Here is a 14,952-nt window from a genome sequence, read left to right as displayed (position 1 = left end):
TCATCCGGTCGTCCGGCCGGTGAGGGTGAGGCCGCCGTCGCAGACGAGCGTCTGCCCGGTGATCCAGGCCGCCTCGTCGGAGGCGAGGAAGGCGACCGCCGCCGCCACGTCGCCGGGTTCCCCGAGCCGCCCCAGCGGGTACGCCGCGGCGACCTCGTCCTCGCGGTCGGCGTAGAGGGCCGCCGCGAACCGGGTCTTCACCACGGCGGGGGCGACCGCGTTGACGCGTACCGCCGGGGCGAGTTCGACGGCCAGGCAGGCGGTGAGGTGGTTGACGGCGGCCTTGCTGACGCCGTAGAAGGCGATGCCGGACGACGGGGCCAGCCCGGCGATCGAGGAGACGTTGACGACGCAGCCGCCCCGCTCGGTCATCCCGGCGACGCAGACCTCCTGCACCCAGCCGAGGGTGCCGAGCAGGTTGACGTCGAGGATCTTGCGGACGGCGGCCAGGTCGACCGTGGCCAGGGGCCCGTGGACGGGGTTGACGCCGACGTTGTTGACCAGGATGTCGACCGACCCGAACGCCTCGGTGACCCGACCGACGGCCTCGGCGCGGTGGGCGGCGTCGTCGGCGCGGCCGGAGACGCCCACCGCGTGCGCCGGCCCGCCCAGGGCGGCGACCGCCTCGGCCAGCGCCTCCGGATGCCGGCCGGTGACGCCGACCCGGGCCCCGTCGGCGACCAGCCGCCGGCCGACGGCCAGCCCGATGCCGCGACTGGCCCCCGTGACGACGGCGACCCGACCCGCCAGTCGACCTGAACTTGCATTCATAGTGCAAATACTATGGACGGGGCGGGTCGCACGTCAACGTCGGTCAGGCGGTCGGCACACCGTTGGCCGGGGGCGTCACCGGCGGGGCGGTGTACTCCTTGACCGGCCCGTCACCCTCGTCGGTCTCGTACGTCGGGCCGAAGTAGCTCTGCACTCCCTCGCTCACCCGGTTCAGCCGCTGGCCGCCGTAGCCGGAGTGGTCGGTGTCGGAGTAACGCAGCGGGGCCAGCCCGGGGCCCTGGAACCCGCCCTTGCGGACGGCGGCGAGCAGCGAGTCGCGGGTGAGGTCCTTGCCGGCGGCGAGGAGCACCTGCACGAAGAGGTAGCCGACCGCCATGCCGTAGACGGTGTTGCCGTCGAACGGCGCGTCCGCGTTGTGCTCCTTGTTCACCTTGCGGAAGAGCTGGATCCACGGGTCCGCGGTGTCGTGCTGCATCGGCAGGTAGTTGGCCCCGATCATGCCCTCCAGCAGCGGCGCGGCGGCACCGAGCTGCTTGGCCAGGGTCGGGTGGTCGGCACCGACGTTGGAGACCAGCCACTGCGGGGTGTAGTTCAGCCGCTTGGCGGTGCCGACCGCCAGCGCGGTGAACCCGGGCACGGTGGCGAGGATGACGACCTGGCAGCCGGCCGCCTTGAACGCGCCGATCTGGGGTGCCACGTTGGGGTTGCTGGTGACGTACGTCTGCCGGGAGACGACCGCGTCGGCGCCGAGCACCTTCTCCACGCCGACCAGGCTGTCCCGGCCGAAGTCGTCGTCCTGGCCGAGGAAGCAGACCTTCCGGCCGGGCAGTTCGGTCTTCACGTGGTGCGCCAGGATCTTGCCCTCCACCGTGTAGTCGGTGTTGAACCCGAAGGTGCCCGGGTACTTGTCGGGCTGGTCCCAGCTGCGGCTGCCGGAGGCGACGAAGAGGTCGGGCACCCGGTTGCTCTTGAGGAAGTCGAGCACGCCGCTGTGGGTGGGCGTGCCGAGCCCGTTGAGGACGGCGAAGACCCGGTCCTGGAGGACCAGCTGCCGCACCACCTGCTGGGTGTTCGCCGGGTTGTAGCCGTCGTCCATCACCTTGTACGTGATCTTCCGGCCGTGTACGCCGCCGTTGGCGTTGACGTAGTCGAAGTACGCCTTGGTGGCCGGGGCGATCTTGGAGTAGCCGGCCGCGGCGGGACCGGTCAGCGGCATGTGGGTGCCGACCACGATCTCGGTGTCGGTGACGCCCGGCACCGAGGCGCGCCCGGAGTCGGAGCCACCGTCACCGCAGGCGGTGGCGGAGACGAGCAGGCTCATGGAGGTGGCGATCGCGAGACCGCATCGGGTGATGCGTCGCATCAGGACACCGACCTTTCCTTGGTCCGGTTCGGGTGAACGGGTGGTGGGGTGGCGGGGTCGGCCGCCCACGAGCGGCGACCGACGGAACGGGAACGGTTCAGGAGCGCCGGAGCGGCCACCGGGCGAGCAGCGGCCGGACGAGGCGGGAGAGCAGACCCTGGACGCCGCCGGGCGCGGCGATCATGACGACGACCAGCGTGCTTCCGAAGATCGCCAGCGGAAGGTTGCCCTCCATCCGCTGGGCCAGGGCCGGCGAGAGGGCGAGCTGCTCGGTCAGCGTGTGCGTCAGGTCCGGCAGGGCGACCAGCAGGACCGCGCCCCAGAACGCGCCGGCGAGGCTGCCCAGGCCGCCGACGACCACGGCCATCAGCAGGAACAGCGAGAGCGTCAGGGAGAACGCACCGGGCGACGCGCTCTGCGCGAGCACCGCGAGCAGTGCGCCGCCGAGTCCGGCGCAGGCCGCGCTCACCACGAAGGCGAGGACCTGGGTACGGGCGACGTGGATCCCGGCGAGCCGGGCGGCCACCTCGTCGTCGCGGACCGCCCGGAACGTCCGGCCGAACCGGCTGCGGACCAGGTTGCCGAGCAGCAGCAGGGTGAGCAGGGTGGCCGCCGCGGCGACCCAGAGCTGCCACCGCTCGTAGGGGAAGTCGAGGCCGAGCGCCGCCGGGGGCGGGTCGACCGGGACCGACAGCCCCTGCTCGCCGTTGAACACGCCGTCGAAGGTGACGGTCAGCGCCGGCACCACCACCGCGACGGCCAGGGTGACCCCGGCCAGGTACGGGCCCCGCAGCCGGGCGGCGGCCACGCCGACGACCGCGCCGACGGCGACCGTGGTCAGGATCGCCGCACCCAGCGAGGCCGGCAGCACCCAGGCTCCGGTGATCCCCCGGTCTCCGAAGGCGGTCTGGCAGAGGGCGACGGTGTAGGCGCCGGTGGCCATCAGCGCGCCGTGCCCGAGCGAGAGCTGCCCGTTGAGTCCGGTGAGCACGGTCAGGCCGGCGGTCGCGCAGAGGTAGGCGGCCACGGTGGCGAGCTGGAAGTTGCGGAACGGCTCCAGCTGCTGGCTGACGGCCAGCACGGCCAACGCGGCGACGACGGTCCAGGTGAAGTGCCGCAGCAGGGTCGAACCGCGCGGCGTCCGGACCGGGCGGGCGTCGGCCGGCGGACGGGCCGGTGGGGCCGCCGCCCGGGTGGCGCTCACACCCGCCTCGTGGTGACCGGGGCGAACAGTCCGCCGGGACGGACCAGCAGCACCGCGAGCAGCAGCACGAGCACCGCCGGCGAGGTGAGGTCACCACCGGCGTAGCCACTGACGTAGGAGAGCAGCAGGCCGACGGCGAGACCACCGATGACGGCCCCGGGCGGGCTGTCCAGCCCACCGACCACGGCGGCGGTGAACGCCGACACGAAGACCAGATCCATCGCGTGCGGGTGCAGGCCCAGCTCGGTGGGGATGACCAGCATGCCGGCCAGGGCCCCGACACCGGAGGCGAGCGCCCAGCCGAGGGTGAGCATGCCGCCGACGTTCACCCCGAGCAGGCGGGACACCTCGGGGGCGAAGGCCGCGGCGCGCATCCGGAGGCCGACCGCGGTGCGGGTGAAGGTCCAGGCGAGTGCGACGACCACCACCGCGACCGCCGCGAAGACGAACAGGTCGTACGGCGAGAGCACGGCGACTCCGCCCAGGGTCAGCGCGTCCCGGCGCAACGGCGTCCCGACCGGACGGAACTCGTTGCCGTAGACCATCCCGAGGACGGCCTGGATCAGCAGGACCAGGCCGAGCGCGACGATCACCGGGTTCAGCGGGGACCGGTGGTCGACGAAGCGCATGACCGCCACGTCGACCAGCGCGCCGAGGAGCACCCCCGCGACAAGCGCGCCGAGGAGGCCGAGCCAGTAGGAGCCGGTGGCCGTGGAGATCGCGTAGGCCACGTAGGCGGCGGCGACGGCCATCGCCCCCTGGGCGAAGTTGACGATCCGGGCGGCCCGCCAGATCAGCACCAGGGCCAGCGCGAACGCGGCGTAGACCGCGCCCCTCGACAGGCCGTCGAGGATGAGGAACAGGAAGCGGTCCAACGGTCCTCCCTCCGGGGGACGACGGGGGTGGTCAGAATCCGAGGTACGCGTGGCGCAGATCGGCGTCGTCGCGCAGCCGGGCGGCGGGCGCGGTGGTGACGACCCGGCCGAGGGCCATCACCACCCCCTGGTCGGCGACGGAGAGCGCGCTGCGCACGTTCTGCTCGACCAGCAGCACGGTCAGCCCGGTGTCGTCGCGCAACCGGCGCAGCAGAGCCATGATCTGGGCCACCACCCGGGGTGCCAGGCCGAGGGACGGCTCGTCGAGCAGGAGCAGCCGGGGGCGGCCGACGAGGGCCCGGCCGAGGGCGAGCATCTGCCGTTCACCGCCGGAGAGCTGGTGACCGAGGTGGCGTCGCCGATCGGCCAGCGGCGGGAAGAGCTGGTAGACCTCGTCGAGCGCACGGGCGGCGTCGGCCCGGTCCCGTCGCCACAGCCCGCCGAGGCGCAGGTTCTCGTCCACGGTCAGCTCGCCGACCACGCCCCGCCCCTCGGGCACGTGCGCCATGCCGCGCCGGACGAGCTGTTCCACCGGGACGCCCCGCAGGTCCTCCCCGGCGAGGGTGACCCGGCCCTGGGTGGGGCGGAGCATGCCGGAGAGGGTGCGCAGCAGGGTGGTCTTGCCGGCGCCGTTGGCCCCGACCACGGCGGCGATGGTGCCGGGCGCCACGGTGAGGTCGACCGCGTGCAGCACCGGCGCGGCTCCGTAGCCGGCGACCAGGCCACGGACGGCGAGCAGGCCGTCGGTGGTCACGTCGTGGCTCCGTCGACGGCCGCGCCGAGGTAGGCGTCGGTGACCGCCGGGTCGTCACGGATCTCGTCGGGGGTGCCGCTGGCGATCACCCGGCCGAAGTCCAGCACGGTGACCTCGTCGCAGACCGACATCACCAGGTCCATGTGGTGCTCCACCAGCAGCACCGCGCACGGGTCGGGGTCGCGGCGGGGCAGCCGGCGGATCAGCTCCGCCAGGTCGGCGATGTCCTCCGCGCCCAGTCCTCCGGCCGGTTCGTCGAGCAGGAGCAGCCGGGGTCGGGCCGCGAGCGCGCGGGCCAGCGCGACCCGCTGGCGTACGGCGAAGGGCAGGGTGGCCGGTGCGGCGTCGGCGTGCCCGGCGATGCCCAACCCGTCGAGGACGTCGAGGGCGTGCCGCCGCAGCCGGCGCTCGTCGCGGTCGCTGCGGGGCAGGCCGAGCAGGGCCGACAGGAACCCGGCGCGGGCGGTGTGCGTGGCACCGGTCATCACGTTCTCCAGCACGGTGAGCCCGGCGAAGAGGCCGGTCCCCTGGAGGGTTCGGGCGATGCCGAGCCGGGTCAGCCGGTGCGGGCGCGGTCGCAGCGGCCGGCCGTCGAGGGTCAGCGAGCCGGACTCCGGGGCCACGAACCCGCAGATGACGTTGAACAGGGTGGTCTTGCCCGCGCCGTTGGGGCCGATCACGCCCAGCACGCCGGCGGCGGGCACCCGTAGCGAGACGTCGTCGAGGGCGGTGAGGCCGCCGAAGCGCACCCTGACCTGGTGCAGTGCGAGCCCTTGCTCCATCACCCATCCCTCGCCGTCGGCGGGCGCTATTTACACGGTGAGTGTACTTTTCTGGCGTGGCTCGTCAACACCTTCGATACGTCGTTTTTACCTGCCGGAAACGGTTGGCGGAATCCGCGACCCACCGGTCCGCCGCCGTTGTTTTCTGCACTATCCGAGCAGCTCACGGCTGGTGCGCGCCGGTCTCCGGCGGGGCGGGCAGGTCGGCCAGCCGGGCGAGGGCCGCCCGGTGCCGGTCGGCGGTGCCGAATGCGACGGCGCTGCTGCGCGCCCGCTTCAGGTAGAGGTGCGCCGGGTGCTCCCAGGTGAACCCGATGCCGCCGTGCAGCTGCACGCAGACCTCCGCGGCGGTCACCGCGACCGTCGCGCAGTACGCCTGGGCCAGCGACGCCGCCAGGGCGGTGTCCGGGTCACCGACGGCGAGGCAGTCGGCGGCGTGACGGGCCACCGCCCGGGCCTGGGTGACCTCCACCCAGACGTCGGCCAGGCGGTGCTTGACCGCCTGGAACGACCCGACCGGACGACCGAACTGGTGCCGGGTCCGCACGTGTCCGACCGCCAGGTCGAGACAGCCCTGGGCCACACCGACCTGCTCCGAGGCGAGCAGCGCCGCGCCCGCGGTGAGCGCGTCGGTCACCGCGCCGGTGGCCGCCGCGCCGACGGCGATCCGGCGCGCCGGGGCGGCGGCGAGGACGATGTCGGCCAGCGGACGGGTGGCGTCCAGCGAGATCACCGGCGTCATCCGCACCCCGGGCCCCCGGGCGTCGACGGCGTAGAGTCCGTCGCCGTCCGGGACCAGCAGCAGGTCGGCCGGGAGGGCGTCGGCGACGCCGGCCACCGCGCCGGAGAGCACCGGACCGTCGGCCGCCGTGACCGTCGCCGGGCAGGCACCGGGTGGCGTGGCGAACGGGACCGCCAGCGTCGCGCCGCGCCGCCCGGTGGCGAGTTGCCCGAGCAGCCCGACCTCCCCGCAGGAGAGCAGTGCCCGGGTGGCCAGCACGGCGCTGCCCAGGAACGGCACCGGCGCGACCGCCCGACCCAGTTCCTCCAGCACCACGGCGACCTCGCGGTAGCCGGCGCCGGCACCGCCGTGTTCCTCGGGTACCGGAAGGCCGGCGACGCCGAGCTGACCGACCAGCCGCTCCCACAGCGCCGGGTCGTACGGCTCGCCGCCGTCGACCCCGGCCAGGGTCCGCTGCCACGGGGCGTGCGCGGCCAGCAGGGCCCGCACGCTGTCCCGCAGTGCCTCCTCGACGTCGTCGTAGAGCAGGTCGGTCATCGGTCCACCCGGGGCTCGGCCGGCAGGCCGAGCACCCGCTCGGCGATGATGGTGCGCAGGATCTCCGACGTCCCGCCCTCGATGGAGTTCCCCCGGGCCCGCAGGTAGCGGTAGGCCGCCGTGCGGCCGAGCAGGTCCGGTTCCTCCGGGCGGCGCATCGTCCAGTCGTCGTACCGCAGTCCCTCCTGGCCCAGCAGGTCCAGCTCCAACGCGCTGATCCGCTGGGCCAGCTCGGCGAAGGACAGCTTCACCGCCGACCCCTCGGGGCCCGGTTCACCGGCGGCGAGCTGCTGGCGCAGCCGCAGGGCGGTCAACCGGGCGGCCTCGGCCCGGACCCACGCGCCCAGGACCTCCGCGTGCAGGCCGCCGGTACGCAGCTCGGGTCGCTCGCGCCAGCTGCGCGCCAGCAGCCCGATCATGCCGCCCTCGCGGGGCAGCGGACGACCACCGATCGCGACCCGCTCGTTCATCAGGGTGGTGCGGGCCACCCGCCAGCCGTCACCGACGGCCCCCAGGCGCAGCGTGTCCGGCAGGCGGACGCCGGTGAGGAAGACCTCGTTGAACTCCGCCTCACCGGTGAGCTGCCGCAACGGCCGCACCTGCACGCCCGGTGCGGTCATGTCGCAGACGAAGTAGGTGATCCCCCGGTGTTTCGGGACGTCGGGGTCGGTCCGCGCGAGCAGGAGACCCCAGCGCGCCCGGTGGGCCATCGAGGTCCACACCTTCTGGCCGTCGACCACCCAGTCGTCACCGTCGCGGACCGCACGGGTGGTCAGGGCGGCGAGGTCGGAGCCGGCGTCCGGTTCGCTGAACAGCTGGCACCAGATCTCCGCGCCGGTCCACAGCGGTCGCAGCCACCGGCGGCACTGGTCCCCGGTGGCGTGCCGCACCAGGGTCGGCGCGGCCATGCCGAGGCCGATGCTGTTGCGCCGGGGCCGGTCGTCCGGCGCTCCGGCGCGGGCCAGGGCCTCCTCCACCACCGCCTGGTGGTGCCGGGGCAGGTCCAGCCCGCCGAGCCCGACCGGGTGGTGGACCCAGGCCAGCCCGGCGTCGAACCGGGCACCGAGGAACGCGGTCCGCCCACCGGCCGGGTCGTGCCGCCGGAGCAGCTCGGCGACCAGGCCACGCAGCCGGGCGGCGGTGTCGTCGGGCATGGAGATCCTTCCGGTCCGATAGTTGCACTGTCGGTGCAATATAGGCCGCGGCCGGGCCGGACGGAAGCCCGCCGGAGGCGACACCCGGCGGAACGCCCCGACCGGCCGTGCCGGTCGGGGCGCCCCGATCAGGGTCAGGAACTGGGGCAGGTGTGGCGGTACTCCTCGATGTCCAGGCCACTCGGACCCGGGCAGAGGAACTGCTCGTAGCGGGTGTCGTTGTCGACGAACCGCTTCAGCCAGGCCACCGTCTGCTTGGCGGTGGGGGTGTCGACCGACTGCGGGAAGAAGTGGCTCTCCCCGTTGAGTTCCAGGTACGCCTTCTCGGACGTGGCCGGGATGCTGGTGTAGAAGGGCTCCGAGTGCGACGAGACCGGGGCGACCGTGTCGTACTCGCCGCCGATGATCAGCGTCGGGACCCGTACGTCCGACCAGCTCTTGTCGGTGTTCCACGGTGCGAGCGGCACCGCGGCCTGCAACGACGGACGGGAGACGGCGGCCTCCAGGCTTCCGCCGCCGCCCATCGAGTGCCCGGCCACGGCGAGCCGGGTGCCGTCGATCCGGCTGCGGACGGAACTCTGCTGGACCAGGTAGTCCAGGGCGGCCAGCAACTGACGACCCCGGCTGTCCGGCTGGTCGAAGATGCTGTTGGTCTCGATGCCGATCACCACGAAGCCGTGCGAGGCGATCCGCGGCCCGAGCCAGCTGATGCTGGACCAGGAGGCGGTGTAGCCCGGCGAGATGGCGATGGCGCCGAAGGTGCCCTCGCTGGTGCTGGTCGGGTAGTAGATGACCCCGCCGCCGAACCCGCTGACGCTCAACGAGGAGACGGTCTGCGAGGCGGTGGCGAAGGGGCCGCGGCTGGCCTCCAGGATGGCGCTGGTCGGGGCGGGGCCACGCTCGTACGGGTTGTCGGCGGCCTGCGCGCCGGACGCCGCCGCCAGGACGCCTCCGGCGGCCAGGACGACGGCCGCGGTCAACCTCGCCACGGCACGGACGACGGAACGGGGACGGGTGGTGGGTGGTAGCACGTCGGGTTCTCCCTGCTGGTGGGGTTAAATCGACACGTGTCAGTGTTCGGCAGGAGCCCCGGCTCCGCATCGGTGAAATCACCGGTCAGCACCACCGGTCGGTGGCCCGGCCGCGTGACACCCGGCGGCCCGGTGTGTCCCCGCAGCCGTCCGCGCCGCGTTGCCCCGTCGCGCGGCGACGTCCCGCCCGCAGCGCTCCGGACGATCTGGAGCCGATGGTCCCGGACGGCTTGACGTGGCGTCCGAACAGGACGGTCGTTCGGTGGAACCCGCGCAGGTGACCGGCGACGGGACGGCCGGGACGGCGGCGCAGGGGTGGCCCTGGTGGTCCACCGAGGACGGGGCCCTGTCAACGTGAAGACAGAAGTTGGAACTTCCTCGGTGTTACGTTCCCGCGCATGCCGAACGAGCCCTTCCCCCGCTCCGCCGCCTACGACCGGGACTGGGCGGAGGAGCACTCCGTCGGTGAGAACGTGCTGCACTTCGTGGAGTCGCTGAGCCAGGTGATGGAGCTGCGCCCGGGCATGCGGATCCTGGACCTCGGCTGCGGCCACGCCCTCAGCTCGATCTTCCTGGCGCGCGAGTTCGGGGTCCGGGTCTGGGCGGTCGACTTCGGCGTCGACCCCTCCGCCAACCAGCGTCGGATCGAGGAGTTCGGCTGCGCCGACCTGGTCCAGCCACTACGCGCGGACGTCCGCGCGCTGCCGCTGCCGCACGATTTCTTCGACGCGGCGGTCGCCTTCGACTCCTACCGGTACTTCGGAACCGACCAGCGTTTCCTCACCGGGCTGCTGCGGCACCTGCGCCCGGACGGCCGGCTCGGCATCGTCGACGCCTGCACCAGCCGGGAGATCTCCACCGCCGAGGACCTCGGACCGGGCCTGCGCCGCCAGTGGCTCGACGGCGGCTGGTACCTGGTGCACTCGATCGAGTGGTGGCGCCGGCACCTGACCCGGACCGGCCTGCTCGACATCACGCTGGCCGAACCGTTGCCGGGCAGCGACGCCATCCGCACCCGGTACCTCGACCGGTTCCGGCACGATCCGGAGGAGACCGAGATGGTGACGTTCATGGAGGCCGAGGAGGGCGGGTTCACCGGGTCGTTCCGGCTGGTCGCCCACCGGACCGCCCGTCAGCCCCTGCTGGAGGACGACGGGGAGACGCCGTACTGACCGATCCCCCGCTGGTCGCCCCCGCCGTCAGGCCGCCCTGGCCCCGATCGCCCCGTCGACGGTGCGCAGGATCAGGCGCAGCACCTCGTGCCGGGAGGCGCCGGTCTCGGCGAGGTAGGACCACCCGGCGTACAACTGGGACCAGAGGATGCTCTGCACCCAGGCGGCCGGCAGTTCCGGGTCGATGCTGCCGTCGCGGTGGCCGCGCTCGACCAGCGCGGTGAACTCCGGGTCGCAACCGGCGGGCCCGCCGACGGCCGGGTCGGCGCAGAGTTCCGGCTCGCTGAAGATCAGCGAGAGCAGGTCGCCGAGGTCGAAGTACTCCTGACAGAGCCGGCGTACGGCCGAGGCGCCGGTCCCCTCGGTCGTACGCGCCTGGGCGGTCGCGCGGGCCAGCCGGGCGACCGCCTCGGCACCGACCGCGGTCAGCAGGTCGGCCCGCTCGGCGAAGTAACGGTGCAGGGTCGTCCGCCCCACGTCGGCCGCGGCGGCGATGTCGCCCAGGGACGCGGCGGGATTGCGCCCCAGCACCTCGATCGCCGCGTCGACGATGGCCTGGCGGGTCCGGGCCCGGCTGCCGGACACCTGCGCTTCTGTCACGGGGGCAAGGATAGCAACATGCCTTTCCGGAATACAGGTTGACTGATCTGGAACACCAATGTTCCATTCAGGGGATGGAATCATCCGCCCGGGCTCCCCGATTGCGCACGCTCACCTCCTTCCTCCTCCCGCACCGGCGAACACTGCTGCTCGGGCTGCTGCTCGGCCTCGCCGCGAACGCCGCCGGCCTGGCCACGCCGATGGTCACCAAGTGGGTGCTGGACACCCTCGGGACCGGCGCGTCCATGGTCGGTCCGATCGGCGTCCTGTTCGGGCTCGTCGTGGTCGGGGCCGCGATCGGGCTCTGGCAGTGGCGGCTGCTCGGGGCCCTCGCCGAACACGTCGTGCTCGACGCGCGGGCCTCGGTCGTCCGGCACTACTTCCGGGCCCGGGTGGGCGAGCTGCACCGTCGGCCCACCGGCGAGCTGGTCACCCGGGCGACCTCCGACACCCAACTGCTCCGGGAGGCGTCCGGCAGCGTCGTCGGGCTGGTGAACGCCGGCATCGCCCTGGTCGGCACGCTGGTGCTGATGGGGGTGCTCGACCTGTTCCTGCTGGGCTGCACCATCGTGGCGGTGCTGGTGGTCGCGGCGGTGATGGGCGTGCTGATGCCCCGGATCGCCGCGGCGCAGGCCGCCGCGCAGGAGTCCATGGGCCGGCTCGGCGGCGCGCTGGAGGGGGCGCTGCGCGCGGTCCGCACGGTCAAGGCCAGCCGGGCCGAGGCACGGGTGACCGAACGACTCGTCGCGGACGCCCAGCAGGTCGCACGGCACAGTGTCCGGTCGGCGGTGGTCACCGCCTCGGTCTGGACGGTCTCCTGGACCGGCATCCAACTCGCGGTGATCCTGATCCTCGGCGTCGGCGCCTGGCGGGCCCAGCGCGACCTGCTGGAGATCTCCAGCCTGATCGCCTTCCTGCTGTACGTGTTCCAGTTGATGGGCCCGATCACCGAGCTGACCCAGAACACCACGGCGTTGCAGGCCGGTATCGCCGCGGCCGGGCGGATCCGCGAGGTCGAGACCATCCCCACCGAGCCGACCGGTCCGGCCGACGCCCCGCCGACCCAGCCGCCGGCCATCGGCCCCGACCAGCCGGTGCTGGTGTTCCGGGGGGTCACCGCCCGCTACGGGCCGGACGCGCCCCCGGCGGTGCGGGACGTCGACCTGGTCGTCCCGCGTCGTGGGCACACCGCCATCGTGGGCCCGTCCGGAGCCGGCAAGACCACCCTCTTCTCACTGGTCCTGCGCTTCCTCGAACCCGAGCGGGGCGAGATCCTCCTGGACGGCCGGCCGTACGCCAGCTACCGCCACGACGAGGTCCGGGCGCGACTCGCCTACGTCGAGCAGGAGACCCCGGTGGTGCCGGGAACCATCGGGGACAACATCCGGTTCACCCACCCGGACGCGACGGACGACGAGATCAGGGCGGTGCTGCGGGCCGTCCGGCTGGACGGGAAGATCGACTCCCTGCCCGACGGCCTGGACACCGAACTCTCCTCGACCGAGGTCTCCGGCGGGCAGCGGCAACGCATCGCGCTCGCCCGCGCCATCCTGCGTACCCCGGACGTGCTGTTGCTCGACGAGGCGACCGCGCAGGTCGACGGCCTGACCGAGGCGGCGTTGCAGGAGTGCGTCCGGCAACGCGCGGCCGACGGCGCGGTGGTGACCATCGCGCACCGGCTCTCCACGGTGCTCGACGCCGACCGGATCGTGGTGCTGGAGGACGGCCGGGTCCGCGCCCAGGGCACCCACGCCGAGCTGCTCGCCGGCGACGACCTCTACCGCCGGCTGGTCGAGGCGCTGCGCATCGCGGCCGAGGAACCCGTGGCCATGGTGCGGTAGCGGCGACCCGGTGGGCCGGCGTGCCCGGCCCACCGGTGGTCACCGGGAAGAACGGCGCTTGGTCGCGGGAGGCCCTGGCTGCCGCGCCCTCCGCCGATCGGCCGTATCACACGGCACCCCGCCACCGTCGGCCGAAGAGGCTCCTGCCGGGTGCGGCGGTCATGACCAGGGTGCCCAACTCCTGCTCGCCGCCCGGTGCACCCCTGGCCCGACCACGCGGGCTGCGGGGTCAGCGCCGCGCGGACCCGGTGGAGACGGGGTGGGCGGCGGTGAGCGCCGGTGCGAGCGTCTCGTCGTGGTGGAGGATCGCGGCCTCGATCCGCCGCAGGGCCGGCCCCGGATCCGCACCGAGCTGCTCGGCCAGCGTGCGGCGGGCCCGCCGGAGTACGGCCAGCGCGTCCCCCTGCCGGCCGGCCCGGTAGAGCGCGGTCGCCAGCAGCTCCCACCCCCGCTCCCGCAGGGGCTCCTCGACGACCAGCGCCTCCAGCTCACCGACCAGGGTGTCGTGCCGTCCCGCCTGGAGCAGGGCCGCGATCCGCAGCTCCACGGCGGTGGCGCGGGCCGCCTCCAGCCGGGCCACCGCCGGCAGGACGAAGGGCGCGTCGCCGAGGTCGGCGAAGGCCGGGCCCCGCCAGAGGGCCAGCCCGGCGTCGAGGGTGGCCGCCGCCTCGACCGGCCGCCCCTGGTCGAGCAGCGCCGCACCCCGGTCGACCAGCGCGGTGAACCGATCCGCGTCGACCCGCCCCGGCGGCAGGCGGAGCGTGTAGCCGGTCCCCTCGTGGACGAGCACGTCGCCCCGGCGGGCCGGGTGCTCCGGCTCCAGCGCCCGGCGCAGGCCGGCGACGTACCCGTAGAGCGTGGCGCGGCTGGCGACCCGGTCGTGGTCCCCCCAGACCAGCTCCCGCAGCCGGTCCACGGGCAGCATCCGGCCCCGGGCGACGAGCAGGGCCGTCAGCACCATCCGCTGCCGCCGACCGCCGAGCGCGACCGGCCGGCCGGCCCGCTCGGCCCCGACCGGACCGAGTACACACAGGTCGACGTCGGTCTCGTCGGTATCCCCCACCGGTGTCCTTCCCTCCCTCCGCCGTCATCCCCACCCCGCACGGGGCCGGTCGATCACGACGGTCTGCTGTCGACCAGAGGAGACGCCGTCGGTGATCGGGAAGGTTGGGGCACCGGACGGCGAAGTCGGGTAGCCGACTGTCGGCGTCGGTTTCCCAGACGGATCCCAGACGGTGCGGGTTCGCTGCCGGACATGAGACGTTTCCTCGCCGTCGTCGCCGGTGCGGTGCTGGCCGCCACGGTCGCCGTCGCGACTCCCGCCGCCGCCGAACCTGTCTGCGACGTCCCCTCGCCACCGCCGATCTGCAACCCGGTCGAGGACCCGCCGCCGCCGGAGGGCAGCGACAAGTCGCCCACCGGCCGGGTCGAGTCGTACGGCTTCGCCAACGGCAGCTTCCGCGTCCAGGGTTGGGCCCGGGACGTCAACGGTGGACCGGTCACCATCTGGGTGAACGTGGACGGGCCGTTCGTCGGCGGGTACCCCGCCAACCTGTGGCACGCCGGGCAGGGCGCCAGCGTCGGCTTCGACATCACCGTGCCCGCGCCCTCGACCGTCGGCACCCACCAGATGATGATCACCCTGGTCAACGTGCCCGACGGAACGGAGCCGGCGGCGCCGTACTCGAGCATCCTGAACTACCTGACGTACACGGTGGAGCCCACCCCGCCGGCCAACCTCAGCCTGACGCCCGTCATGGTCGACGGCCAGGACGCGATCGTGGTCGGCTTCACGGACCTCTCCACCGCCGAGGAGGGCTACTCGATCACCTACGACTGGATGGCCCGGCGGATGAACGACGAGGGGCACTGGGTGCTCACCCCGGAGTCCCGCACCGTGCACGTCGGCCCCGGCCCGGGCACCGGCTGGTACACCCACACCGTCACCGGCCTCGTGTCGAACACCTTCTACCGGTTCTACGTCCGCACGAAGGAGAACGGCCGCATCTCCACCCCGACCACCGGCGGCGTCTCCACCCTCGACTGACGCCTCACCCGTCCCGACGACGAACGCCGGGGGCCGGCCCGGGTGACGACGTGCTCTCCACGCCGTCGCCCGGGCCACCCGCCGGTGCATCCCCGCCCACCCGTATGCACACAGGTCA

At 73.6% G+C, this 14,952-nt stretch carries 14 protein-coding genes; 3 read left to right on the top strand and 11 right to left on the bottom strand.

All coding sequences use genetic code 11. The features are described 5' to 3' along the window. The 9 genes from IGA62_RS25695 to IGA62_RS25655 all read right to left on the bottom strand — a co-directional run bounded on the left by IGA62_RS25695 (position 1) and on the right by IGA62_RS25655 (position 9,132). Positions 1-771 carry an SDR family oxidoreductase gene (locus IGA62_RS25695; protein WP_145818472.1) on the bottom strand — a complete coding sequence of 257 codons (771 nt, stop codon included), beginning with the start codon at positions 769-771 and terminating at the stop codon, positions 1-3. A 43-nt stretch (positions 772-814) separates the two neighbouring features. After that, positions 815-2,095, bottom strand: coding sequence for an ABC transporter substrate-binding protein (locus tag IGA62_RS25690; RefSeq protein WP_145818473.1), 1,281 nt, complete (start codon positions 2,093-2,095; stop codon positions 815-817). A 97-nt stretch (positions 2,096-2,192) separates the two neighbouring features. Beyond that, positions 2,193-3,299 (bottom strand): branched-chain amino acid ABC transporter permease, encoded by a 1,107-nt coding sequence (locus tag IGA62_RS25685; RefSeq protein ID WP_145818474.1) that lies wholly within the window; start codon positions 3,297-3,299, stop codon positions 2,193-2,195. After that, positions 3,296-4,174 carry a branched-chain amino acid ABC transporter permease gene (locus tag IGA62_RS25680; protein ID WP_145818475.1) on the bottom strand — a complete coding sequence of 293 codons (879 nt, stop codon included), beginning with the start codon at positions 4,172-4,174 and terminating at the stop codon, positions 3,296-3,298. The genes IGA62_RS25685 and IGA62_RS25680 overlap by 4 nt, the downstream gene beginning before the upstream one ends. A gap of 31 nt (positions 4,175-4,205) precedes the next feature. Further along, positions 4,206-4,928: an ABC transporter ATP-binding protein gene (locus IGA62_RS25675; protein ID WP_145818476.1), complete on the bottom strand. Its 723-nt coding sequence runs from the start codon at positions 4,926-4,928 to the stop codon at positions 4,206-4,208. Next, positions 4,925-5,710, bottom strand: coding sequence for an ABC transporter ATP-binding protein (locus tag IGA62_RS25670; RefSeq protein ID WP_145818477.1), 786 nt, complete (start codon positions 5,708-5,710; stop codon positions 4,925-4,927). Before IGA62_RS25670 ends, IGA62_RS25675 begins: the two co-directional genes overlap by 4 nt. A 163-nt stretch (positions 5,711-5,873) precedes the next feature. Continuing rightward, positions 5,874-6,989 carry an acyl-CoA dehydrogenase family protein gene (locus tag IGA62_RS25665; RefSeq protein WP_145818478.1) on the bottom strand — a complete coding sequence of 372 codons (1,116 nt, stop codon included), beginning with the start codon at positions 6,987-6,989 and terminating at the stop codon, positions 5,874-5,876. After that, complete coding sequence (locus IGA62_RS25660) at positions 6,986-8,143, bottom strand: acyl-CoA dehydrogenase family protein (protein ID WP_145818479.1); 1,158 nt, start codon at positions 8,141-8,143, stop codon at positions 6,986-6,988. The genes IGA62_RS25665 and IGA62_RS25660 overlap by 4 nt, the downstream gene beginning before the upstream one ends. A 134-nt stretch (positions 8,144-8,277) precedes the next feature. After that, positions 8,278-9,132 carry an alpha/beta hydrolase family protein gene (locus tag IGA62_RS25655; protein ID WP_377464281.1) on the bottom strand — a complete coding sequence of 285 codons (855 nt, stop codon included), beginning with the start codon at positions 9,130-9,132 and terminating at the stop codon, positions 8,278-8,280. A gap of 440 nt (positions 9,133-9,572) precedes the next feature. Between IGA62_RS25655 and IGA62_RS25650 the strand changes: the two genes are divergently transcribed. After that, positions 9,573-10,346 carry an SAM-dependent methyltransferase gene (locus IGA62_RS25650; RefSeq protein ID WP_145818481.1) on the top strand — a complete coding sequence of 258 codons (774 nt, stop codon included), beginning with the start codon at positions 9,573-9,575 and terminating at the stop codon, positions 10,344-10,346. A gap of 27 nt (positions 10,347-10,373) precedes the next feature. Here the strand turns inward: IGA62_RS25650 and IGA62_RS25645 are convergent, their stop codons facing one another. Next, entirely contained in the window at positions 10,374-10,946 is a 573-nt protein-coding gene (locus IGA62_RS25645; protein WP_145818482.1) for a TetR/AcrR family transcriptional regulator, read from the bottom strand. Between the two features lie 74 nt (positions 10,947-11,020). On the opposite strand from IGA62_RS25645, the gene IGA62_RS25640 reads away from it, so the two are divergent. Further along, positions 11,021-12,787: an ABC transporter ATP-binding protein gene (locus tag IGA62_RS25640; RefSeq protein WP_186499866.1), complete on the top strand. Its 1,767-nt coding sequence runs from the start codon at positions 11,021-11,023 to the stop codon at positions 12,785-12,787. A 229-nt stretch (positions 12,788-13,016) separates the two neighbouring features. Here the strand turns inward: IGA62_RS25640 and IGA62_RS25635 are convergent, their stop codons facing one another. Continuing rightward, the gene (locus IGA62_RS25635) at positions 13,017-13,850 is read right to left on the bottom strand and encodes an AfsR/SARP family transcriptional regulator (protein ID WP_145818483.1); all 834 of its coding nucleotides are present in this window, start codon (positions 13,848-13,850) and stop codon (positions 13,017-13,019) included. Positions 13,851-14,042: 192 nt separating this feature from the next. On the opposite strand from IGA62_RS25635, the gene IGA62_RS25630 reads away from it, so the two are divergent. Next, positions 14,043-14,834 carry a hypothetical protein gene (locus IGA62_RS25630; protein ID WP_145818484.1) on the top strand — a complete coding sequence of 264 codons (792 nt, stop codon included), beginning with the start codon at positions 14,043-14,045 and terminating at the stop codon, positions 14,832-14,834. The last annotated feature ends 118 nt before the right edge of the window (positions 14,835-14,952 follow it).

Origin of the sequence: Micromonospora sagamiensis (assembly GCF_014680085.1) — a bacterium.
Classification (GTDB): domain Bacteria; phylum Actinomycetota; class Actinomycetes; order Mycobacteriales; family Micromonosporaceae; genus Micromonospora; species Micromonospora inyonensis.
This window is presented reverse-complemented; position numbering and strand designations above follow the sequence as displayed.

What these genes read in the sequence shown, in the direction of transcription:
- IGA62_RS25695 (WP_145818472.1), bottom strand. Translation starts at nt 771, where the DNA reads ATGAATGCAAGTTCAGGTCGACTGGCGGGTCGGGTCGCCGTCGTCACG.
- IGA62_RS25690 (WP_145818473.1), bottom strand. Translation starts at nt 2,095, where the DNA reads ATGCGACGCATCACCCGATGCGGTCTCGCGATCGCCACCTCCATGAGC.
- IGA62_RS25670 (WP_145818477.1), bottom strand. Translation starts at nt 5,710, where the DNA reads ATGGAGCAAGGGCTCGCACTGCACCAGGTCAGGGTGCGCTTCGGCGGC.
- IGA62_RS25665 (WP_145818478.1), bottom strand. Translation starts at nt 6,989, where the DNA reads ATGACCGACCTGCTCTACGACGACGTCGAGGAGGCACTGCGGGACAGC.
- IGA62_RS25660 (WP_145818479.1), bottom strand. Translation starts at nt 8,143, where the DNA reads ATGCCCGACGACACCGCCGCCCGGCTGCGTGGCCTGGTCGCCGAGCTG.
- IGA62_RS25650 (WP_145818481.1), top strand. Translation starts at nt 9,573, where the DNA reads ATGCCGAACGAGCCCTTCCCCCGCTCCGCCGCCTACGACCGGGACTGG.
- IGA62_RS25640 (WP_186499866.1), top strand. Translation starts at nt 11,021, where the DNA reads ATGGAATCATCCGCCCGGGCTCCCCGATTGCGCACGCTCACCTCCTTC.
- IGA62_RS25630 (WP_145818484.1), top strand. Translation starts at nt 14,043, where the DNA reads ATGAGACGTTTCCTCGCCGTCGTCGCCGGTGCGGTGCTGGCCGCCACG.